The 19,205-nt window shown below is 71.0% G+C and carries 22 protein-coding genes; 7 read left to right on the top strand and 15 right to left on the bottom strand.

Translation table 11 applies throughout. The features are described from left to right. Window positions 1-2: 2 nt before the first annotated feature. The 13 genes from AC3ANS_RS19750 to AC3ANS_RS19690 all read right to left on the bottom strand — a co-directional run bounded on the left by AC3ANS_RS19750 (window position 3) and on the right by AC3ANS_RS19690 (window position 10,900). Window positions 3-449, bottom strand: coding sequence for a flagellar FliJ family protein (locus AC3ANS_RS19750; protein ID WP_488293282.1), 447 nt, complete (start codon window positions 447-449; stop codon window positions 3-5). Further along, on the bottom strand, window positions 449-1,753 hold the full coding sequence (locus AC3ANS_RS19745) for a FliI/YscN family ATPase (protein ID WP_488293281.1): 1,305 nt from the start codon (window positions 1,751-1,753) through the stop codon (window positions 449-451). The genes AC3ANS_RS19750 and AC3ANS_RS19745 overlap by 1 nt, the downstream gene beginning before the upstream one ends. After that, window positions 1,750-2,415 carry a FliH/SctL family protein gene (locus AC3ANS_RS19740; protein ID WP_488293280.1) on the bottom strand — a complete coding sequence of 222 codons (666 nt, stop codon included), beginning with the start codon at window positions 2,413-2,415 and terminating at the stop codon, window positions 1,750-1,752. The genes AC3ANS_RS19745 and AC3ANS_RS19740 overlap by 4 nt, the downstream gene beginning before the upstream one ends. Continuing rightward, a complete protein-coding gene (fliG, locus tag AC3ANS_RS19735) occupies window positions 2,399-3,415 on the bottom strand; it encodes a flagellar motor switch protein FliG (RefSeq protein ID WP_488293279.1) in 1,017 nt (338 codons plus the stop codon). The genes AC3ANS_RS19740 and fliG overlap by 17 nt, the downstream gene beginning before the upstream one ends. Then, window positions 3,415-5,007, bottom strand: coding sequence for a flagellar basal-body MS-ring/collar protein FliF (fliF, locus tag AC3ANS_RS19730; RefSeq protein ID WP_488293278.1), 1,593 nt, complete (start codon window positions 5,005-5,007; stop codon window positions 3,415-3,417). The genes fliG and fliF overlap by 1 nt, the downstream gene beginning before the upstream one ends. 7 nt (window positions 5,008-5,014) lie before the next feature. Continuing rightward, window positions 5,015-5,338 (bottom strand): flagellar hook-basal body complex protein FliE, encoded by a 324-nt coding sequence (fliE, locus tag AC3ANS_RS19725; protein ID WP_488293277.1) that lies wholly within the window; start codon window positions 5,336-5,338, stop codon window positions 5,015-5,017. Beyond that, window positions 5,338-5,730, bottom strand: a complete 393-nt coding sequence (locus AC3ANS_RS19720; RefSeq protein WP_488293276.1) for a flagellar basal body rod protein FlgC — start codon at window positions 5,728-5,730, stop codon at window positions 5,338-5,340. The genes fliE and AC3ANS_RS19720 overlap by 1 nt, the downstream gene beginning before the upstream one ends. Next, on the bottom strand, window positions 5,730-6,086 hold the full coding sequence (gene flgB, locus AC3ANS_RS19715; protein WP_488293275.1) for a flagellar basal body rod protein FlgB: 357 nt from the start codon (window positions 6,084-6,086) through the stop codon (window positions 5,730-5,732). The genes AC3ANS_RS19720 and flgB overlap by 1 nt, the downstream gene beginning before the upstream one ends. Before the next feature lie 291 nt (window positions 6,087-6,377). Continuing rightward, window positions 6,378-6,731 carry a hypothetical protein gene (locus AC3ANS_RS19710; RefSeq protein WP_488293274.1) on the bottom strand — a complete coding sequence of 118 codons (354 nt, stop codon included), beginning with the start codon at window positions 6,729-6,731 and terminating at the stop codon, window positions 6,378-6,380. Window positions 6,732-6,807: 76 nt separating this feature from the next. Then, a complete protein-coding gene (gene fliS / locus AC3ANS_RS19705; protein WP_488293273.1) occupies window positions 6,808-7,197 on the bottom strand; it encodes a flagellar export chaperone FliS in 390 nt (129 codons plus the stop codon). A 17-nt stretch (window positions 7,198-7,214) separates the two neighbouring features. After that, window positions 7,215-8,558 carry a flagellar filament capping protein FliD gene (gene fliD, locus AC3ANS_RS19700; RefSeq protein WP_488293272.1) on the bottom strand — a complete coding sequence of 448 codons (1,344 nt, stop codon included), beginning with the start codon at window positions 8,556-8,558 and terminating at the stop codon, window positions 7,215-7,217. Between the two features lie 131 nt (window positions 8,559-8,689). Next, window positions 8,690-9,886 (bottom strand): flagellin N-terminal helical domain-containing protein, encoded by a 1,197-nt coding sequence (locus tag AC3ANS_RS19695; RefSeq protein WP_488293271.1) that lies wholly within the window; start codon window positions 9,884-9,886, stop codon window positions 8,690-8,692. Between the two features lie 162 nt (window positions 9,887-10,048). Further along, window positions 10,049-10,900, bottom strand: a complete 852-nt coding sequence (locus tag AC3ANS_RS19690; protein WP_488293270.1) for a sigma-70 family RNA polymerase sigma factor — start codon at window positions 10,898-10,900, stop codon at window positions 10,049-10,051. Window positions 10,901-11,130: 230 nt separating this feature from the next. Here AC3ANS_RS19690 and flgN point away from each other — a divergent pair, with 230 nt between their 5' ends. The 7 genes from flgN to AC3ANS_RS19655 all read left to right on the top strand — a co-directional run bounded on the left by flgN (window position 11,131) and on the right by AC3ANS_RS19655 (window position 16,839). After that, window positions 11,131-11,607 carry a flagellar export chaperone FlgN gene (gene flgN, locus AC3ANS_RS19685; RefSeq protein WP_488293269.1) on the top strand — a complete coding sequence of 159 codons (477 nt, stop codon included), beginning with the start codon at window positions 11,131-11,133 and terminating at the stop codon, window positions 11,605-11,607. A 1-nt stretch (window position 11,608) separates the two neighbouring features. Further along, on the top strand, window positions 11,609-12,955 hold the full coding sequence (gene flgK / locus AC3ANS_RS19680; RefSeq protein ID WP_488293268.1) for a flagellar hook-associated protein FlgK: 1,347 nt from the start codon (window positions 11,609-11,611) through the stop codon (window positions 12,953-12,955). Further along, a complete protein-coding gene (locus tag AC3ANS_RS19675; protein WP_488293267.1) occupies window positions 12,955-13,869 on the top strand; it encodes a flagellin N-terminal helical domain-containing protein in 915 nt (304 codons plus the stop codon). The genes flgK and AC3ANS_RS19675 overlap by 1 nt, the downstream gene beginning before the upstream one ends. Then, window positions 13,866-14,291, top strand: coding sequence for a flagellar assembly protein FliW (fliW, locus tag AC3ANS_RS19670; RefSeq protein ID WP_488293266.1), 426 nt, complete (start codon window positions 13,866-13,868; stop codon window positions 14,289-14,291). The genes AC3ANS_RS19675 and fliW overlap by 4 nt, the downstream gene beginning before the upstream one ends. Before the next feature lie 107 nt (window positions 14,292-14,398). Then, window positions 14,399-14,641 (top strand): carbon storage regulator CsrA, encoded by a 243-nt coding sequence (csrA, locus tag AC3ANS_RS19665; RefSeq protein WP_488293265.1) that lies wholly within the window; start codon window positions 14,399-14,401, stop codon window positions 14,639-14,641. A 93-nt stretch (window positions 14,642-14,734) separates the two neighbouring features. Next, entirely contained in the window at window positions 14,735-16,357 is a 1,623-nt protein-coding gene (locus tag AC3ANS_RS19660) for an MDR family MFS transporter (RefSeq protein ID WP_488293264.1), read from the top strand. Next, complete coding sequence (locus tag AC3ANS_RS19655; RefSeq protein ID WP_488293263.1) at window positions 16,354-16,839, top strand: MarR family winged helix-turn-helix transcriptional regulator; 486 nt, start codon at window positions 16,354-16,356, stop codon at window positions 16,837-16,839. The genes AC3ANS_RS19660 and AC3ANS_RS19655 overlap by 4 nt, the downstream gene beginning before the upstream one ends. A 29-nt stretch (window positions 16,840-16,868) precedes the next feature. Here the strand turns inward: AC3ANS_RS19655 and AC3ANS_RS19650 are convergent, their stop codons facing one another. Further along, window positions 16,869-18,425 (bottom strand): glycoside hydrolase family 13 protein, encoded by a 1,557-nt coding sequence (locus AC3ANS_RS19650; protein ID WP_488296532.1) that lies wholly within the window; start codon window positions 18,423-18,425, stop codon window positions 16,869-16,871. Window positions 18,426-18,466: 41 nt separating this feature from the next. Further along, entirely contained in the window at window positions 18,467-19,201 is a 735-nt protein-coding gene (locus tag AC3ANS_RS19645) for a hotdog family protein (protein ID WP_488293262.1), read from the bottom strand. Window positions 19,202-19,205 lie beyond the last annotated feature (4 nt).

The following is a 19,205-nucleotide window of genomic DNA, read 5'->3' as shown; positions in this document are numbered from 1 at the left end:
GGTCAGGACACCTCCGATGCGCCCTGGGCGCGGAGCCACAGGTCCTGGCCGATCGCGTCCATCTCGCGGTTCTCACGGCGCCTGCGCTCCTCGCGGACCGCCGCGGCGCGGCGGGCCACGAGCGACTCGACCGCGGCCAGCCGGGTGCGGTCCTCCATCCAGCGGCTGCGGGCGGCGAAGGCGATCTGCTGGGCCGACGCGTGGGCGGCCCGCGCCTCGGAGAGCGCGGTGACGAGCGCGTCGAGCCGGTGCTGGCGGGCGCGGAAGGTCTCGAGGTCGCTCTCCTGGTGCCCGGGGGTCCCCGCCATCTGCTCCTCGATCGCTCGGACCTGGGCGGCGGCGACGTTCTCCTCGATGAGGGCGGTGGCGAGCCCGAGCCGGCTGTCGCGCTCACGGAGGCTGCGCAGCCGGACCAGGCCGCGCAGGCTGCTGTTGCCGTGGTTCGTCATCAGTTCACCAGCTCGTGCAGGGCGGACCAGGTGTCCGCGGTCTCGGTCACGTCGGACATGTCCTGACGCAGGAAGTCGTTGATGCGCGGCATCAGCGCCAGCGCGGCGTCCGCGTCGGCGTCGGTGCCGCTGACGTAGGCGCCGATCTCGACCAGCTCGCGCACCGAGCGGTACGCCGCGAGCAGCCGGCGCAGGCGTGCGGCGTCCTGCCGGCCCTCCGGGCTGATCACCGCCGTCGCCACGCGCGAGATCGACTCGAGCACGTCGATGCTGGGGAAGTGCCCCGACGTCGCCAGGTCGCGCGACAGCACGATGTGCCCGTCCAGGATGGAGCGAGCGGCGTCGCCGATCGGGTCCTGCATGTCATCGCCCTCGACCAGGACCGTGTAGAGGCCGGTGATGCTGGCCGCGGGGGAGGTGCCCGCGCGCTCCAGCAGGCGGGGGAGCAGGGCGAACACGCTGGGCGGGAACCCGCGGGTCGCCGGCGGCTCGCCGGCGGACAGGCCGATCTCGCGCTGCGCCAGCGCGACGCGGGTCAGGCTGTCCATCATCAGCACGACGTGGCGACCGGAGTCGCGGAACCACTCCGCGATCCGGGTGGCGACGAACGCGGCTCGCAGGCGCACGACCGGCGGCTCGTCGGAGGTGGCGACCACGACGATCGAGCGCTTGAGCCCCTCGGGGCCCAGGTCGTTCTCGAGGAACTCCCGGACCTCGCGCCCCCGCTCACCGATCAGTGCGATGACCGAGATCTCCGCCTCGGTGCCGCGGGCGACCATCGACAGCAGGCTCGACTTGCCGACACCCGAGCCGGCCATGATGCCGAGCCGCTGGCCCCGGCCGCAGGAGTTCAGGCCGTCGAGAGCGCGTACGCCGAGTCCGAGCTGCTGGTCGATCCGCGGGCGGCTCAGTGCGCCGGGCGGCAGGTTGTCGACGACGACCGTGGGGAGGTCGCCGAGGTCGGGTCCTCCGTCCATCGCACGACCGAGCCCGTCGAGGACGCGGCCGCGCAGCGCCTCGCCGACCGGGATCCGCAGTCCTTCGCCGCTGTTGAAGACGTGGTCGCCGGCCCGCAGCCCGGTGGTGTCGCCGAGCGGGAGGCAGGTGAGGAGGCCGTCGCCGCTGGCGACGACCTCGACGGGAACGGGTCCGCCGAGGCCGCGGATCTCGAGCAGGTCGCCGAGTGCCGCGGTCACGCCGGCGACCGTCACCCGAAGGCCCAGCAGGCCGACGACGCGACCCATGGTGACGGGCCGGATCGCGAGCCGCGCCGCCTCGCGGTGGGACTGGAGCAGTGCGCTCATCCGAGCACCTCCCGGAGCCGGTCGAGCGCGGTGCTGACGCAGTGGTCGATCGCCACGGTGTCGGTCTCGACGATGGCGTCCGCGGGGCCGAGGCCGGGGTCGACGACCAGGCGGATGCCGTGCTCGAGGAGCAGCACGGCCGCGTGCGAGTCGCCGGTCGTGGGGTGGACCCGCACCACCGTGGACGGGTCGTCGGGCAGTGCCGCCAGCACGCGGGCGATGACCGCGGCGCCGGGGTCGGCGGCGACGGACAGCTCGTGAGCGACGAGGGTCCGGGTGAGCTCGAAGGCGAGCTCGGTGGCCTGGTCGGCGATCCGCGCCGTGGCTTCGTGGGTGGCGCTCCGGAGCGTCTCGGCCGCGTCGGCGAGGGCCGCGATCGCGGCCCGGTGCTCGAGCTCACGGCGGTGCTCCTCGTCCCGGTGCCGCTCCTCGACGGCCGAGGCCGCCTCGGTCGCACGCACCAGAGCCTCCTGGCGGCCCTCGGCCCAGCCCACGGCGTACCCCTGCGCGCGGGCGGCGCTGTGGGTGCGCTCGGCGAGCCCGTTCAGCGCCGCCTCGGTGACCGAGTCGCCGAGGACCGCGGAGCCCCCGAGCCGGGTCCACACGCCCGAGCGCAGGTCGGGGCGCTCGACGGTGCGGTAGGCGTCAGGAGACGAGCTCATCGTCGCTCCCGCGGTTGATGATGATCTGCCCCTGCTCCTCGAGCTGGCGGATGCGGCGGATCACCGACTGCTGTGCCTCCTCGACCTGGGCGAGGCGGACCGGACCGAGCAGGTCGACCTCCTCGAGCAGGGTCTCGGCGGCACGGCTGGAGAGGTTGGAGGTGATCTTGGCGCGCACGGCGTCGCTGACGCCCTTGAGCGCCATGGCCAGCTCGGCCTGGTCGACCTGGCGCACGACCAGCTGCACCGAGCGGTCGTCGAGCTTGATGATGTCCTCGAACATGAACATCCGGCTGCGGACCTCTTCGGCCAGCTCTGCGTCGAGGGCTTCGAGCCCCTCCACGATCTGGCGTTCGGTCACCCGGTCGGAGCGGTTGATGATGCTCACCAGGGGGTCGACGCCGCCGACGCGCGACATCTCGGCGGGCTGGAGCACCGAGGACAGCTTGCGTTCGAGGCTCTGCTCGACGGCGTGGATGATCTCGGGTGAGGTCCGGTCCATGACCGCGATCCGGTGCGCGACCTCGGCCTGGAGGCTCGAGGGGAGCCCCGAGAGGACCAGGGAGGCCTTCTCGGCCGTCATGTGGGCGAGCACGAGGGCGATCACCTGCGGGTGCTCGTCGGCGATGAACGTGCGCAGCTGGGAGGGGTCGGCCCGGTGCACGAACTGGAACGGCATCTGGATCGCGGCGGCCTGCAGCCGCTCCATGATCTCCCCGGCCCGGTCGGCACCCAGGGACTGCTCGAGCATCGTGCGGGCGAAGGCGAGCCCGCCGCGGGCGATGTTCGCCTTGGCGTTCGCCATGTCACGGAACTCGGCGAGGGCGGCGCTGCTCTCGGCGGCGTCGACGTACTCGAGGCGGGCGATCTCGGCCGAGATCGCCTCGACCTCGGCGTCGGAGAGGTGGCCGAGCACGGCAGCCGCGCTGTCGCGCCCGAGCTGGATCAGGACGACCGCTGCCTTGCGCACGCCGGCGGCGGTGAGGCTTATCGTCGCCATCAGGGACGCTCCACCAGCCAGCCGCGCAGGAGCGCGGCGACATCCTCGGGCTGGTCCTCCGCGAGCTCGGCGAGCTCACGGCGCAGGTCGTCCTGGGCGCTGTCCGCGCTCTCGAGAGCTGCGAGTGCCGGGCTGGCCTCCATCGCGGCGACGGCGGCGGCGTTGCGGTCGGCGGCGTCGTTGCGCAGCTGCTCCACGAGATAGGTGGTCGTCTGCTCGCGCTTCTTGGCCTTGCGGCGTCCCCGCAACCACGCGATGAGGAGCATCGCCAAGATCGCGAGCGCGATCCCGCCGTTGCGGACCATCGACCACATCTTCGCGGTCTTCGCGGCCTTGGCCGCGGCGGCGAGCTCAGCCGCGGCCGCCTTGTCGGCGGTGCGGTCGAACGGCATCGTGGTCACCTGCACGGTGTCGCCCCGGTTGGGGTCGATGCCGACGGTGGCGGCGATCAGGTTCTGCACGTCGGTGGCGTTCAGGCTCTGGGCGGCGGTGGCGTCGAGGACGACGCCGACGTGGAGCGAGTTCACGCTCCCGGGTGCGGTCTCGCGGTGCTCGACGGTCGTCTCGACGGCATTGTCGGAGGTCTGCGACTCCTTGACGTAGGACGACTTGCCGCCGTTGCCAGCGGTCCCGAAGCTGTCCATCTGCCCGTCGGGGCCGACGACACCGGTGCTGCTGGAGCCGCCGGCGGGGCCGTTGTACTTCTCGGTGCTGGTCGCCGAGGAGAGCGGCACCTTGGTCTTGGCGCCGTAGGTCGTGGACTCCGAGGTCGACTTGTCGAAGTCGAGGTCGGCGGTCACCTGGACGGTGGAGTTGCCGGGGCCCACGACCCGGTCGAGCATGGACTGGATCCGCTGGCCGGTCTCGGTCTGGAAGGCGCTGACCTGCTGGTCGCGGGTGCTGGCGCCGAGGGCACCGGCATCGCTGGAGGAGAGCACCTTGCCGGAGGAGTCGGCGACCGTCACGTTGGCGGGGTCGAGGCCGTCGATGCTCGAGGCGACCAGGTGCACGATCGCCTGGACCTGCTCGGGGTCGAAGGTGGTGCCGGCGGTGGTGTCGATGAGCACCGAGGCGGTCGGCGGGTCCTGCTGGTCGGCGAAGACCTTGGCGGGCGGGAGCGCGAGGTGGACCACGGCGGTGTTGACGCCGTCGACGGCCTCGATGGTCGAGGCGAGCTCGCCCTCCATCGCCCGCTTGAAGTCGGTCTGCTCCTGGAACTCCGAGGTGGAGATGCTCTGGTTGTCCAGCAGCGAGTAGCCCTGCTTGGCACTCTGCTCGGGCAGGCCCTGGCCGCTGAGGGAGATCCGGGTCGCGTACACCGAGTCGCGGGGCACCATGATCGTGGAGCCGTTGTTGGCGAGCTTGTACGGCGTGCCCTGCGAGTTGAGCTCGTCGACGATCGCCGAGGCGTCGGAAGACGCCAGGTTGCTGAAGAGCGGGGCGTAGTCGGGGGTCGAGACCCACCGGAAGACGAGGAACGAGGCGATCAGGATCGCCGCCGTCCCGACCACGGCGACGACCTGCTGGCCGAGCGTGAACGACGTGAACGTGGTCCGCAGGCTGCTGAAGCCGCGGTTCAGTTTCTGCTTCATCAGTGGTTCATCCGATCGGCATCCGCATGATCTCGTTGAACGCCTCGAGCGCCTTGTTGCGGACCGCGACGGTGAGCTGCGTGGTCACGGAGGCCTCGGTCGCGGCGATGGTGTAGTCGTGGATGTTGTCGAGGTTGCCGGTGGCTGCCTGGACCGCGAGCTTGTCCGACTTGTCCTGCACGGCCTCGAGACGGTCCAGGCCGTCGATGACCAGGTCGCCGAACGACGACGACGAGCCGACCTTCGAGCTGCCGTGGAGGGCGCTGGCGGCGTCGAGCTGCGGGGCGACGAACGGCGTGAAGCCGACGGCCTCGATGGGGTTGACGCTCATCAGGCACGTCCGATCTGCAGGGCGGCGGTGTAGGTCTCTTGGGCTTGCTTGGTGACCTGGACGGAGGCCTGGAAGCCGCGCTGGGCCATCACGAGCTGGGTCATCTGGGAGGACATGTCCATGTCGGGTGCGCGGACGTAACCGTTGGCGTCCGCCATCGGGTTGCCCGGGTCGGACACCAGGCGACCCTGCGGGTCGCTCTCGGCGAGGCCAGCGACCTCGACGCCGCCGCCGGGGGCGGAGCGCACGATGAGCATCTGCGCCTGGAAGGCGCTCTGGCTGGTGGGTGTGACCGTGTTGACGTTCGCGATGTTCGAGGCGAGCACGTCGAGCCACGTCTGGTGGACCCCCATCGACGAACCGGCGATGGCGAGGGTGTCGAAGGCGCCCATCAGGCGATGCCTGCAGCCGTCTTGATCAGGGCGAACCGGTCGGTCGTGGCGCGGGTCAGGATCTGGTACTGGAACTGGGACTGCACGGCCGCGAGGGTCTCCTTGCGTAGGTCGACGTTGTTGTCGTTGGCGCCCACGGGGGTGTCGGTGGGGGACAGCGTCGCGCCCTCGGCGGACGCCGGGTCACCCGCGGCGATGGCCGCGCGGAGGCTGGACTCGAAGTCGACGCTGCTGGCCCGGTAGCCGGGCGTGTCGACGTTCGCGATGTTGTCCGCGGTGACGCGCTGGCGAAGGGCGACCCCGTCGAGGGCGGCGTTGAGAACGGCGCCAACGGGATCGGAGAACGCGAACGGCATGCCAAGGCCTCCGTGAAGAAGGTGGTTGGTTGCCGGTCCATCGGCGGGGGGTGAGCAGTCCGTGCTCGACTGGTCCTTCGGCGCTCCGCGCCTCGACCTGAGGAATCCGACGAGCTCGATCCGATTCGATTCGGGGGCTCCCGCCACGGTCTAGACAACCGGTGCGGGAAGGGTGCCCACGAGCGCGCCGCCCAGGCGCTCCACGGAGACGAGGGGCCCAGGCTGTGGAGACGCCGGCAGCCCGTACGTCGGCGGGGACGTCGGGCCGTGGTGGGCGGCGTCGAGGGTGGGTCAGGCCTCGAAGTCGACGTACACGGCGCGGCCGGGGCCGCGCCCGGTGGCGCGATCGACGCGGTCGGCGAACCGGTGCTGGCGACGTGCCGCACCCACGGCCCGTGCGAGCTCGGCCTCGACCCGGAGCTGACGCTCCCGGATGGCGAGAGCCCGCTCGATGAGGTCGGCCGGGATCGGCCCGGCGAGCATCGGCTCGTCCCAGGGGTCCTCGGCCCGGTGACCGGCGCGGCTCGGGTCGGCGAGGAGCCGCTCGGCGAGCATCACGTCCAGCTCGAGCCGGTCGAGGGCGGTCTCCCAGTGGAGGTGCTCGTCGGAGTCGGGAACGGTGCGGGAGACGGCCTCGGTGCTCATGCGGGGTCCCCGACGAGGCGTGTGCGGAGCGAGCGCAGCGAGCGCAGCGATTGGAGCGCGCGGCTCGGTGGGGTGTTCATGCCGATTCCGCGATCAGGCCCATGGCGGCGTCGCGCCAGGTGTCGCGCAGCGTGGAGACGATGTTGAGGCAGAAGTCGGTGATGCGGAGGTTCTTGCCGATGTTGGCCTTGACCAGCTCGCTGTGGAGGTAGTCGTAGAGCGCCGCGAGGCTGCTCGCACCGTCCCATGCCCCCTGGTCGAGGCTCGCGTTGAGCTCGAGCACGATCTCCTGCGCGTGCAGCAGCGGCTCGTGGGCCTTGCTCGGCTCGCCGTTGCGCAACGCGTCCGAGGCCCGCTGGAGGTCGAGCGTCAGCCGCTCGTAGAGCATGACCAGCAGCTGCTGCGGGCTCGCGGTGGAGACCGTGGCGGCGAGGTAGGTCTCGCGCGGGTTGAGGTAGGAGTTCATCGGTGTTCCTTCCGTGGTCACGATGAGTAGGACGGCAGCGATGCGATCTGGCCGGCGAGCCAGTTGCCCTGGCTCTGCAGGCCGTTGAGCGCGGTCTCGAGCGCGGTGTAGGTGTGCTCCAGGGTCGCGCGGCGCAGCTCGAGCCGGTCGTCCCAGTCCGCGATGCTCTTCGTGAGCCTCTCGATGTTCGTGTTGCGACCGTCGATCGCGCTCGCGATGCTGCCGGTCCTCGGGGCGCTGGCCGCCTTGGCGACGGCGGCGACGCGCGCCGCCCAGCCGTCGGTCGCGGTGGTGGCGCCGCTGGTGAACTTGGCCGCTACGCCGGCGGGATCCGCGGCGTACGCCTTGTCGAAGGCCGCGCCGTCGAAGGTCAGCTTGCCGTAGCGGTCGGTCTGGATGCCGAGCGAGGACATCGAGGTGTTGCCGGTGCCGAAGACGGTGTTGAGGAGGGCGTTGCGCAGGCTGCGCGCGGTCGAGTCACCGGCGAGCACACCAGCTGCGGTGGTGGCTGTCTTGCCGGCGGTCTGGCTGTCGATCGAGGTCAGCAGGTTGTTGACCTGGTCGACGAGGGCGCTCAGCGAGGACTTCACCGTGGAGGAGTCCTGGGCGACGGTGACCGTGGCCGTCGTGGGGGTGGTGCCCGCGACGACGCCGTCGGCGAGGGTGACGGTGACGCCGGGGACGAGGTCGGCGAAGACGTTCGTGGTGGACTCCGCCAGGATGCCGCCGACGTCGACCTGCGCGCCGACGCCGGTGCGGACGGTGGCCGCGCCGACCTTCGCGGGGTCGAGGTTCGTGACGTCGAACGCCGAGGCGCTGCCGACCTGGTCGGCGGTGATCTGGAGGCGGTAGGCGCCGTCGGCGGTGCGGACCGGCGTGGCTGTGACTCCGGCCTTGGCGGCGTTGATCGCCTTCACGACGCCGCCGAGAGTGCCGTCCGAGGTGAGGTTCTGGGTCTTGCCGCCGACCGTGAGCGCGAACGTGCCGTCCGAGCTGGTCAGGACGGGCGCGTCGATCGCCACGGCGGTCGCGAACGTCTGCTGGTGGGCGACGGCGGGCCGGACCACCGTGAGACTGAGCTTCGTCGCCAGGGCCGAGGCGGTGGTGCTCACGGTGACGAGGCTGTTGCTGCTGGTGGCCTTCATGCTCTGCCAGGTGTCGGCCTTGGCGAGGATCTCGGCCTTGCTCTGGAGCAGCGAGGTGTCGGTGTTGAGCGACCGGAGCGCGGCGAGCACCGACTTCTCGGTGGCCTGCTGGGTCTTCAGGCGGTCCTGCGGGACGGCCTCCAGCTGCATGAGCTGGTCGATCATCGTGGCACTGTCGATGCCGCTGGAGAGACCGCTGATGCTGCTGGTGGCCACCGGGGTCCTCCTGGTCGGGTCTGGGAGCGGGACCGGTCGGCCCCGATTGCCCCCGGGAGAGCGGGGTGGCGCTCTCCCGGGGGTCGGGTGCTGCTACGACGGATCAACCAGAGGCGGATCCGCCGGTGGGATCACCGCAGGAGAGACAGGACGCCCTGGGGGGCCTGGTTCGCCTGGGCGAGCATCGCGGTGCCGGCCTGCGACAGGATCTGCGAGCGGGTGAAGCTCATCATCTCCGAAGCCATGTCGGTGTCGCGGATGCGGCTCTCGGACGCGGACAGGTTCTCGACCGCGACGTTGAGGTTGTTGACGGTGTGCTCGAACCGGTTCTGCATGGCACCGAGGTTCGCGCGCGTGTTGGAGACGGTCTTGATCGCGTCGTCGATCTTGTCGATCGCAGCCGTGGCGCCGGACTGACCGTCGAAGGTCACGTCCGCCGAGGCGATCTCCGCGGTGGTGCTGCCCGCGGGCACCGAGCCGGTGAAGACGATGTCGGTGGTACCGACAGCGGCCGTCACCTTGCTGGTCGTTCCGTCGGCCTGGAACCCGAAGGTGTCGTCCAGGGCCTTCTTCAGGACCGCGGTGTTCTTGGCGTCATCCCAGCCGACGGTGGTGTCGGCCTTCTTCAGGGAGCCCAGGTCGAGCGACTTCCCACCCGAGGAGAGCGTGCCGTTCAGGACGCCAGTCGTGTCGGAGTAGTCACCGCTGTTCGCGGCCGTCACGGTGATCACCGCGGCGGTCGAGGCGTCCGGCTCGGTGGTGCGCACGCCGGTAGCGGCGCCGGTCGCCGTCTTGGTGACGTCGACGCCGGCAACGCCGAGGCCCTTCGCGCCCATGCTCGTGCCGATGCCGACACTGATGGTCTCGCCAGCGTTGGCGCCGACCTGGAAGGTGCCCTTGTAGGAGCCGTCCAGCAGGTTGGTGCCGTTGAACTGGGTGGTGCCGGCGATGCGGTCCAGCTCGCTGTTGAGCTGGGTGAGCTCCGACTGGATGTTGGTCTTGGCGTCGGAGTTCAGGCCACCGTCGTTGGAGGCCTGGACGGACAGGTCGCGCATACGCTGGAGGATCGAGTGGGTCTCGGTCAGCGCACCTTCAGCGGTCTGCACGACGCTGACGCCGTCCTGGGTGTTGCGGACGGCGACCTTCAGACCGCCGACCTGCGAGCGCAGGCCCTCGCTGATCGCCAGACCGGCGGCGTCATCGGCCGCACGGTTGATGCGGTAGCCGCTCGACAGCTTCTCGAGGGACTTGGACATCTGGCCCTGGGTGACCGACAGGTTGCGGTAGGAGTTGAGGGCGTCGATGTTCTGGTTGATGCGGAGACTCATGATGATTTCCTTCCTGGAATGCGAGTCGAAGGGGAACCCGTCCGTGGGTTCCTTCACGATCACCTTCGGCAGCTCCAGGAACGGCCTGAGGCGGTCGGCCCAGGAATTTCGAAGAATTTTCCGGACCGGCCGCCTCAGGGGCAGAGCTCGGGGACGAGCGGGCTACGCGCTGGCAGACACCGACTCGTTCGTGGGCTGGGGCGCGTACCTCCGCAGGCCGGCGCTGTGCCGGTTCGCCACCGCGGCGAAGTACGCCTCGCGCCGCTTGGCGGCGCAGCCGTCGGGCCGGGCGTGGGCCGTCAGCAGGTCCGGGTCCAGCTCGTGGTTGAGCGCGTCGCGCAGCAGCACCAGCGCCTCGGCGCGCAGCTGGGAGATGCGCGACTCGGTGACACCGAGCGTCTCCGCGATCTCGGCCATCGGCCGCTCGTTGAGGAAGTACTGCTCCACGACGAGCCGGAGGCGTTCGGGGAGCTCGGCGACGGCCTCGGTCAGGTAGGTCAGCCGCTCGCCGTGCTCCAGCGCCCGCTGCGGGTCGGGAGCGTTGCCGACCAGGGTCTCGCCGATGCCGTCGTCCTCGGAGGCGTGCAACGAGAGCACCTGGGCCCGGGCGATGTCGTCGTCGTTGCCGACCACCTCTCCGACGCTCAGGCCCGCTGCGTCGGCGACCTCGGCCTGGGTGGCGGGCCGGCCGAGTAGGGTCGCCAGCCGCGACCGCGTGGCGTCGAGCTCACGGGAACGGCGGCGTACGGACCGAGACGCCCAATCGATGCTGCGCAGCTCGTCGACGATGGCACCGCGGACCCGGGTCGCGGCGTAGCGGTTGAACGGCACACCTCGATCGCTGTCGAACGCCTGGGCGGCCTGGACGAGGGCGAACAGCCCGGCGGAGGTCAGGTCGTCGCGGTCGACGTGCGACGGGACGCGGCTCATGGTCTCGCGGACGATGTGTCCGACCAGTGCCGTGTTGCTGACGATCATCGCCTCGACCTCGGGGGTCATGCTGTGCGCGCTCACGCAACACAGTGTGCACCGACTGGCGGGTAGTTGACGGGTGACCTTGGTCCCGACCCCTACACCCCATTGGTCCAGGATCCCTTTACCGACACGCCGGAAACGCGTCCGATCTGATCCCGAGATTCCCACCGCGTCTCTCGCGCGAGACGCGCCAGAACCCCTCAGCAACGGCCCGGGCCGTCCGATTGGACTCTCGCACCGAGAAACCGATCTGACAGGAGAGCGGCATCGTGGAGAAGCTGACGTGGGTCCTCTGGCGGGAGCGAGAGCTCCTGGAGGGCCTGCTGTACCGGCTCGAGACGGAGGCGCTGGTGATGTCCAGCGGGCGGACCCGGTGGCTCCCCGCCGCGGCCCGTGACGTCGAGGATGCGGCACGGCAGGTCCGCGAGATCGAGCTGCTGCGTGCGGTGGCAGCGGACGAGGCGGCAGCCGGGGTCGGGCTCGGCCCCAACCCGAGCCTGCGCGCCCTGGTGGCCGTCGCCGACGAGCCGTGGGCCTCGATCCTGGCCGAGCACCGCGAGGCATTCGCCACGCTCAGCGACGACATCGTGCGGGCGGCCGACGTGAGCCGGAGCCTCATCTCGGCCGGTCTCCGGGCTGCGCACGAGTCGCTCCTGGGCCTGGGCAACGACGCACCGACCTACACCGCCGCCGGCGCGGTGGCGGTCGCTGTCGGCGCGCCGGCGTACCTGGACAGGAGCCTGTGAGGTGGCCGGCTCCTTCGCCTCGATCAACACCGCGCTGACCGCGCTGCGCTACCAGCAGACCGCGCTCGACATCGCGAGCACCAACGTCGCGAACGTCGGCACCGACGGCTACGTGCGCCGCCGGGTCGTGGGTGAGACCCTCGGCGCCGCGAGCGCGCCGGCGCGGTGGTCGCGCTCCACCGAGACCAGCAGCGGGGTGCAGGCCTCCCGCGTCGACCGGATGACCGACACGCTGCTCGACAGCCGGGTGCGTCGTGAGCACGGACGCCAGACCAACCTCGACACCGTGGCCAACGCCCTCGACCGGATCGAGACCGGCCTTGCGGAGCCCGGCCCCTCCGGGATCTCGGCGGCGCTCGCGGACTTCCGCAAGACGCTGGCCGACCTCGGCAACGCCCCCGGCAGCGCGGCGGCGCGCAGCCAGGCCCTCGAGGCAGCGAAGACCATCGTCGACGCTGTCGGGCTGCAGTCCGCGCACCTCGACGACGAGCTCGGGGACCAGCGTGCGCACCTGCTCGCCTCGGTGAACGAGGTGAACTCGGTGGCGACCGAGCTGGCGGCGACCAACCGGACCATCTCGGCGGCGCTCAACGGAAGCTCCGACACGACCACGCTGATGGACGAGCGCGATGCCCTCGCCCTCCGGCTCTCGGAGCTGACCGGCGCGAAGGCCACCGTCCAGGACGACGGCGGCATGCTGGTCGAGCTCGACGGCAAGCCCCTCGTGTCGGGCAGCACCGCGGCGCAGCTCGCCGTCACGGCCGGGGACACGGTGGCGTTCACGTCCGATCTCACGACCCCGATCACGACTCTCGGCGGCGACCTCGGGGCCACCACCCAGGTCATCACCGACACGCTGCCGACGTACAAGGCCGGGCTCATGGCGGTGGCGAAGTCGCTCGCCGACAACGTCGAGGCGGCGCAGAAGAAGGGGTTCGACGCCTCGGGTGCGCCCGGCGACAAGATCTTCGACTTCGACGCGAGCGGCAACCTCGTCGTCGCGATCACCGACGCCTCCAAGATCGCTGTCTCGGCGATCGCCGGCGGCGGCAAGGACGGCAACAACGCCGCCGAGCTGATCAAGGCGGTGAACGTCGACGACCAGTACCAGCAGCTCGTCAACGGGTTCGGCAGCAAGGTGGCGGCTGCCCGTCAGCTCGCCAAGAACCAGCAGGCCCTCACCGACCAGGTCGACTCCGCTCGCGAGCAGCTCGCCGGGGTCAGTCTCGACGAGGAGACAGTGAACATGATCTCGGCTCAGCACGCGTACGAGGCCGCCGCTCGCGTCATGACGACGCTGGACTCGGTGCTCGACACACTGATCAACCGGACCGGGCTGGTGCACTGATGACCACGGTGCGCATGACCCAGGGGATGATGAACCGCGGCGCTCAGAGCGGTCTGCAGGCCGGGCTCAACCGGCTCGCGAAGGTCCAGGAGCAGCTCACCACCGGCCGGGTGATCAACCGGCCCTCGGACGACCCGACGGGCGCGACGTCCGCGATGCGGATCAGGGCCTCGGTCGTGGAGCAGCAGCAGTACGTCCGCAACGCCAACGACGGCCTCGGCTGGCTCAACCAGGCCGACTCGACCCTCTCGAGTGCGACCGACCAGCTCCGCCGGGCTCACGAGATCGCGCTGCAAGGGGCGAACGACGGCAGCATGGGACAGCAGGCCCGCGACGCGCTCGCGACCGAGGTCGACCAGATCCGGCAGGGTCTCGTGTCGACGGCGAACGCGGCGTACCTCAACCGGCCGATCTTCGGCGGCGTCACCAACGACGCCGTCGCCTATGGGCCCGACACTCTGGATCCCACGAAGATCAAGTACCTCCCGACCGATGCGACCTCGGGTGTGCTCCGCTCGGTGTCCGACGGTGCGACCGTGCGGGTGGACGTCGAGGGACCCACGGTGTTCGGCGCTGACGGTGACTCGGTCTTCGACCACCTGTCCGCGCTGTCCGTCGCCCTCAAGACCGGTGATGCCGCGGGGATCAGTGCCGCGGTCGGCGTGGTCGAGAAGGATCGCGAACGGGTCACCAACGCCCAGGCCGACATCGGTGCTCGGACCAAGCGGGTCGAGCAGGCCCGCGACGCCGCGAGCGACGCCGAGCTCCGGCTGACCTCGTCGCTCTCCGAGGTCGAGAACACCGACCTGGTCAAGGCGAGCGTCGACCTCAAGCTGCAGGAGGTGGGCTACCAGGCCGCGCTCTCCGCCACCGCTCGGGTGATGCAGCCCAGCCTGTTGGACTTCCTCCGATGACCGCCGGTGCCATGATGGCCGCGATGCCTGCCCACGAGACCGACCTGCCGGTGATCGAACTGGTGCGCCCGATGCCGGGCTTCCAGGACCTGCGCGAGTTCGCGCTCGTCCGTCTCGACGACGCTGGCGACCTGTGTCGGCTGACGTCGGTCGACCAGCCCGGGGTGAGCTTCCTGGTGGTGCCGCCGCATCGCTTCTTCCCCGACTACGCACCTGTCGTGGACGACGACGTCCTGACGGAGCTCGAGATCCGGTCGGCCGAGGACGTGCTGCTGCTCGTCGTGCTCAACGCCGGCACCTCGCTGTCGTCGACCACGGCCAACCTGGCCGCGCCGGTGCTGGTCAACACCGTGAGCCTGCGCGGGGGACAGATCGTGCTCGATGACGCGGACCTGTCGCTCGCGGCCCCGCTGATCTCCTGAACGGGCGGCCGGGCCAGGCGCCCGGCCGTGCCAGCCGGCGCGAGGTGGCGCGACCACCAACGGCCTGCCGGGCCCCAACGCTCGGCTGCGCCAGGTAGCGTGCTCGCATGCTGGTTCTCAGTCGTCGTGCCGGAGAGAGCGTCGTGCTCGGCGACGACGTCGTGGTGACGATCCTCGAGGTGCGAGGAGACGTCGTCCGGGTCGGCATCGAGGCCCCCCGCTCGGTGAAGGTCCACCGCGCCGAGTTGCTCGCCCAGCTCGAGGAGACCAACCGCCAGGCGGCCTCCCCCAGCGAGGACGTCATCGCCAACCTGGCCCGCGCCCTCGACACGGGGTCCGAGAGCGACTGATCGGTTCCGTCACGCGACGTTGGTTGGCCAGGTCAACCAATCGGGAATATAGTTGCCCACGACAACCTTCTATGTGTCGTGAAGCGAGCCCCCGTGTCCCAGGTCCCACCCGTACGCCCGACGTCGACTCCCTCCTCGGCCGAGGAGGCCGGGCAGATGTCGCACCGCGAGATCCTCGAGGCGCTCAGCGGCCTGCTGCTCGCGATGTTCGTCGCGATGCTCTCGAGCACCGTCGTCACCAACGCGCTGCCGCGCATCGTCAGCGACCTGGACGGCAGCCAGACCGGCTACACGTGGGTCGTCGTCTCGACGATGCTCGCGATGACCGCGACCACCCCGATCTGGGGCAAGCTCTCCGACCTCTTCAGCAAGAAGCTGCTCGTCCAGCTCGCGCTGGTCATCTACATCATCGGCTCGTTGATCGCCGCCTTCGCACCCAGCATGGAGGTGCTGATCGGCGCCCGCGCCGTCCAGGGCCTCGGCGTCGGTGGCCTCACCGCGCTGGTCCAGGTCGTGATCGCCACGATGATCTCGCCGCGTGAGCGCGGCCGCTACTCCGGCTACCTCGGTGCGGTGTTCGCGCTGGCGACCGTGAGCGGCCCGCTGATCGGCGGTGTCATCGTCGACTCCGCTCTCGGGTGGCGCGGCTGCTTCTTCGTGGGCCTGCCGATCGCCGTCGCGGCGTTCTTCCTCCTCCAGAAGACCCTGCACCTGCCGGTCGTCAAGCGGCCGGTCCGCATCGACTACCTCGGCGCCACGCTCCTGGTCGGCGGCGTGTCGACCCTGCTGGTGTGGGTGAGCCTGGCCGGCAACCAGTTCGCCTGGACCTCCGGCACCACGGCGCTGCTGGTCGCTGCGGGCCTGGCGATGCTGATCGCCGCGGTGTACGTCGAAGCCAGGGTGGCGGTCGAGCCGGTGATCCCGCTGCGACTGTTCCGCGACCGCACCACGGCGCTGGCCACGGTCGCGTCGGTGATGATCGGCGTGGCCATGTTCGGCTCCACGGTCTACCTGAGTCAGTACTTCCAGAGCGCGCGCGGGATGAGCCCGACCGAGGCCGGTCTGATGTCGATCGCGATGGTCGGCGGCCTGTTCGTCTCCAGCGTCGTCAGCGGCCGGATCATCAGCGACACCGGCGTGTGGAAGCGGTGGCTGGTCGGCGGCATGGTGCTCGTCGTGATCGGTCTGGCCCTGCTGGGCACGATCGACGAGACGACGAACCTGGTCGTGATCGCCGGCTTCATGGCGATCCTCGGCGTCGGCCTGGGCGCCACCATGCAGAACCTCGTGCTGTCGGTCCAGAACAACGTCACGATGGCCGACATGGGAGCCGCCAGCTCGGTCGTCGCGTTCTTCCGCTCGATGGGCGGGTCGATCGGGGTGTCGGTGCTGGGCGCTCTGCTGAGCCACCAGGTCGCCAGCCAGGTCACCGACGGCTACGTAGCCGCCCAGCGGCCGCCGTCGTTCGACGCGGGCAGCCACGCGGTGCCCGACGTCGCGTCACTGCCCGGCTGGGAGCAGAGCATCTGGGAGCACGCGTTCGGCACCTCGTTCGGCCACATCTTCCTGGTGACGGCGCCCTGCGCGCTGATCGCCCTCCTGTGCGTGCTCTTCATCCGCGAGGTGCCGCTGCGCACCTCCAACCTCGAGGCCGAGGCCGAGGCCTCCCCCGAGGTGGCCGCCGAGCTGCACTCCGCGATCGCGATCAAGTCGTGAGCGAGGTCATGACCGAGGCCACGCCCCGCACCGACCTGCTCCGCGGCCTGGAGCAGGAGGTCGGGGTGATGATCCGCCGGATCCGGCGGGTGCTGCGCGAGCGCGCGCAGGCCGTCCACCCCGAGCTGCCCTCCTCGTCGTACCTGATGCTGTCCTGGCTGCTCCACCACGGGCCCCAGCGCGCCTCGGTGATGGCCGACGCGTTCGGCATCGACAAGGGCGCGATCAGCCGTCAGGTGCAGCACCTGGTCGACCTCGACCTGGTGGACCGTACGCCGGACCCGGCCGACGGCCGCGCGACGCTGATCTCCGCGGGCGCGACCGCGGTCGGCCGGATGTCGGCCGTCGCGGACGAGCGGCGACGGTGGCTCGACGAGCGCCTCGACGACTGGTCCGAGGAGGACCTCACGTCGTTCCTGGAGCTGCTGCGCCGCTACAACCTGGCGCTCGAGGAGCACCCGCCCGAGCGGGCGCTCCCCTGAGCCGCGAGCGCTGAGCCGGAGGCCTGCGCTCAGCCGAGCCAGACGGCGGTGTCGGGGGGCAGCGTGCTGCCGACCGGGCCGCTGGAGATCAGCACGGAGCCGGACGGGAGCTCGACCGGCTCGGTGCCGCAGTTGAGCACCACGGTCACCGGTCCCCGGCGGAAGCACAGCACGTCCTCGCCCGCCTCGACCATCTCGACGTGCTCGCCGGCGGTCTCGGAGAACTCGCGGCGGGCGGCCAGCGCCGCACGGTAGAACGCGAGCGTCGAGTCGGGGTCGGCCGCCTCGGCCTCGACCGTGAGGTCGGCCCACTCCGCGGGCTGGGGGATCCACGGCTGGCCCGCGCCCGGTCCGAAGCCGAACGGTGGGGTCGACCCGCTCCAGGGCAGCGGCACGCGGCAGCCGTCGCGCCCGGGCTTGCCGGTGCGGAACCAGGACGGGTCCTGGCGGAACTCCGGCTCGACCTCGACCTGCTCCAGCCCGAGCTCCTCGCCCTGATAGATGTACGCCGAGCCGGGCAGGGCGAGCATCGTCAGCGTGGCCGCCCGGGCGCGGGCCAGGCCGGTCGCGCCGCCGCCGTAGCGGCTCGGGTGCCGGTCGACATCGTGGTTGGACAGCACCCAGGTGGGTGAGGCGTCGACGTGCTCGACGGCCTCGAACGTGCTGGTGATGACCTTCGCGAACTCCGCGGCCGACCACGGGGCGAGCAGCCAGGCGAAGTTGAACGCCTGGCTGAACTCGTCGGGCCGGATGTAGCGCGCCATCGACTCCGCGCTCTGGGTCCACGCCTCGGCGACCATCATCCGGTCGCCGTCGTACTTCGTGAGCACCTCGTGCCAGCGGCGGTAGACCTCGTGGACCTCGGGCTGGTCCCACATCGGCTCGTCCACCGCGGACCGCTCGACCATCGAGTCGCTCTCGGCCTCCTGCTCGGGGCGCAGCTGGTCGCGCAGGCCCTCCTCCTTGTAGAGCCCGTGGGCGACGTCGACGCGGAAGCCGTCGACGCCGCGGTCGAGCCAGAACCGCAGCACGTCGACGAACATGTCGCCGACCTCCGGGTTGCGCCAGTTCAGGTCGGGCTGGGTGGAGTCGAAGAGGTGGAGGTACCACTGGCCATCGGGGACCTGGGTCCACGCCGGGCCGCCGAAGACCGAGTGCCAGTTGTTGGGCGGCCCGTCCGGGCTGTCGCGGAAGATGTAGCGGTCGCGCTCGGGGCTGCCGGGCCCGGCGGCCAGTGCGGCCTGGAACCACACGTGGTCCTGCGAGGTGTGGTTGGGCACCAGGTCGACGATCACCTTCAGGCCGAGCTCGTGGGCCCGCTCGATCATCGTGTCGGCGTCGGCGAGGGTGCCGAAGAGCGGATCGATGTCGCAGTAGTCGGCGACGTCGTAGCCGTGGTCGTGCTGGGGGGAGGTGTAGAAGGGGTTGAGCCAGATCGCGTCGACGCCGAGATCGCGCACGTGCTCGAGGCGTGAGGTGATCCCCGGCAGGTCGCCGATGCCGTCGCCGTCGGCGTCGGCGAAGCTGCGGACGTAGATCTGGTAGGTGACGGCGTGCCGCCACCACTCGCTGCCCGGGACCTCCATTTGATCGTTCAAATTCATGGTGCCCATCTTAGGGGAGCGGATCATCGGAAGTTCGCGGGATCGACCGCGACCCACACGTGCTCGGCGCGCGCAACGACGCGCCCGTCGGCGTCGAAGAGGGTCGACGAGGTGTGGGTACGACGGCCCTCGGCGCTGCCGGCCAGCCCGACGACCACGTGCTCCTCCCCGATCCGGGGGAGCGCGTCCACCCGCGCGGTCATCCGGGCCAGGACCATCAGCCGCTCCTCGAGGTCGCCGGCCCACCCGCCGACGCAGTCGAGCGCCGCCCAGGTCACCGGCAGCGTCGCGTGGGCTTCCTCGCCCTCGTCGGCGACGTCGGGGCCGGGCGTCCAGGTCGCCGCGACCCGCGCGGCGCCGTCCTGGTCCGCGACCCGGCCGGGGAAGATCCGCAGCCCGTCGCCGGCAGCCCGGTCGACCCCGCAGGAGAAGCAGGTCGGGAACGGGTGGAAGCCGAGCCCGGCGTACGACGCCTCGGCGGCGCGCGCCACCTCGGGCGACACCGGCTCGGCCAGCGGCGGCTCCGTCTCGGTGAGCTCCGCGCGCGCGACCACCTCCTCGCCCCAGCTGGCCAGGGTCACGCCCTCGGCGACCGAGACGGGCATCGGGGTGTCCAGCGGCGGTGGCCGGCGCAGCGAGACCGTGATCCCGGCGCCCGGGCCGGCCTCGACGAGCGCCGCCAGGGCCCCTGCTGTCCAGCCGCCGTTGCCCGAGGACGGGGGGCCGCAGTAGCGGCGTGGGACGAGCAGATCAGCCATGCGT

The sequence above is a fragment of the Nocardia sp. 149-1B genome (assembly GCF_057747975.1).
This window is presented reverse-complemented; position numbering and strand designations above follow the sequence as displayed.

What these genes read in the sequence shown, in the direction of transcription:
- fliW (WP_488293266.1), top strand. Translation starts at nt 13,866, where the DNA reads ATGACCGCCGGTGCCATGATGGCCGCGATGCCTGCCCACGAGACCGAC.
- AC3ANS_RS19750 (WP_488293282.1), bottom strand. Translation starts at nt 449, where the DNA reads ATGACGAACCACGGCAACAGCAGCCTGCGCGGCCTGGTCCGGCTGCGC.
- AC3ANS_RS19740 (WP_488293280.1), bottom strand. Translation starts at nt 2,415, where the DNA reads ATGAGCTCGTCTCCTGACGCCTACCGCACCGTCGAGCGCCCCGACCTG.
- AC3ANS_RS19650 (WP_488296532.1), bottom strand. Translation starts at nt 18,425, where the DNA reads ATGGAGGTCCCGGGCAGCGAGTGGTGGCGGCACGCCGTCACCTACCAG.
- AC3ANS_RS19745 (WP_488293281.1), bottom strand. Translation starts at nt 1,753, where the DNA reads ATGAGCGCACTGCTCCAGTCCCACCGCGAGGCGGCGCGGCTCGCGATC.
- fliS (WP_488293273.1), bottom strand. Translation starts at nt 7,197, where the DNA reads ATGAACTCCTACCTCAACCCGCGCGAGACCTACCTCGCCGCCACGGTC.
- AC3ANS_RS19720 (WP_488293276.1), bottom strand. Translation starts at nt 5,730, where the DNA reads ATGGGCGCCTTCGACACCCTCGCCATCGCCGGTTCGTCGATGGGGGTC.
- csrA (WP_488293265.1), top strand. Translation starts at nt 14,399, where the DNA reads ATGCTGGTTCTCAGTCGTCGTGCCGGAGAGAGCGTCGTGCTCGGCGAC.
- AC3ANS_RS19710 (WP_488293274.1), bottom strand. Translation starts at nt 6,731, where the DNA reads ATGAGCACCGAGGCCGTCTCCCGCACCGTTCCCGACTCCGACGAGCAC.
- flgB (WP_488293275.1), bottom strand. Translation starts at nt 6,086, where the DNA reads ATGCCGTTCGCGTTCTCCGATCCCGTTGGCGCCGTTCTCAACGCCGCC.
- fliG (WP_488293279.1), bottom strand. Translation starts at nt 3,415, where the DNA reads ATGGCGACGATAAGCCTCACCGCCGCCGGCGTGCGCAAGGCAGCGGTC.
- AC3ANS_RS19675 (WP_488293267.1), top strand. Translation starts at nt 12,955, where the DNA reads ATGACCACGGTGCGCATGACCCAGGGGATGATGAACCGCGGCGCTCAG.
- fliF (WP_488293278.1), bottom strand. Translation starts at nt 5,007, where the DNA reads ATGAAGCAGAAACTGAACCGCGGCTTCAGCAGCCTGCGGACCACGTTC.
- AC3ANS_RS19645 (WP_488293262.1), bottom strand. Translation starts at nt 19,201, where the DNA reads ATGGCTGATCTGCTCGTCCCACGCCGCTACTGCGGCCCCCCGTCCTCG.
- AC3ANS_RS19695 (WP_488293271.1), bottom strand. Translation starts at nt 9,886, where the DNA reads ATGAGTCTCCGCATCAACCAGAACATCGACGCCCTCAACTCCTACCGC.
- fliE (WP_488293277.1), bottom strand. Translation starts at nt 5,338, where the DNA reads ATGAGCGTCAACCCCATCGAGGCCGTCGGCTTCACGCCGTTCGTCGCC.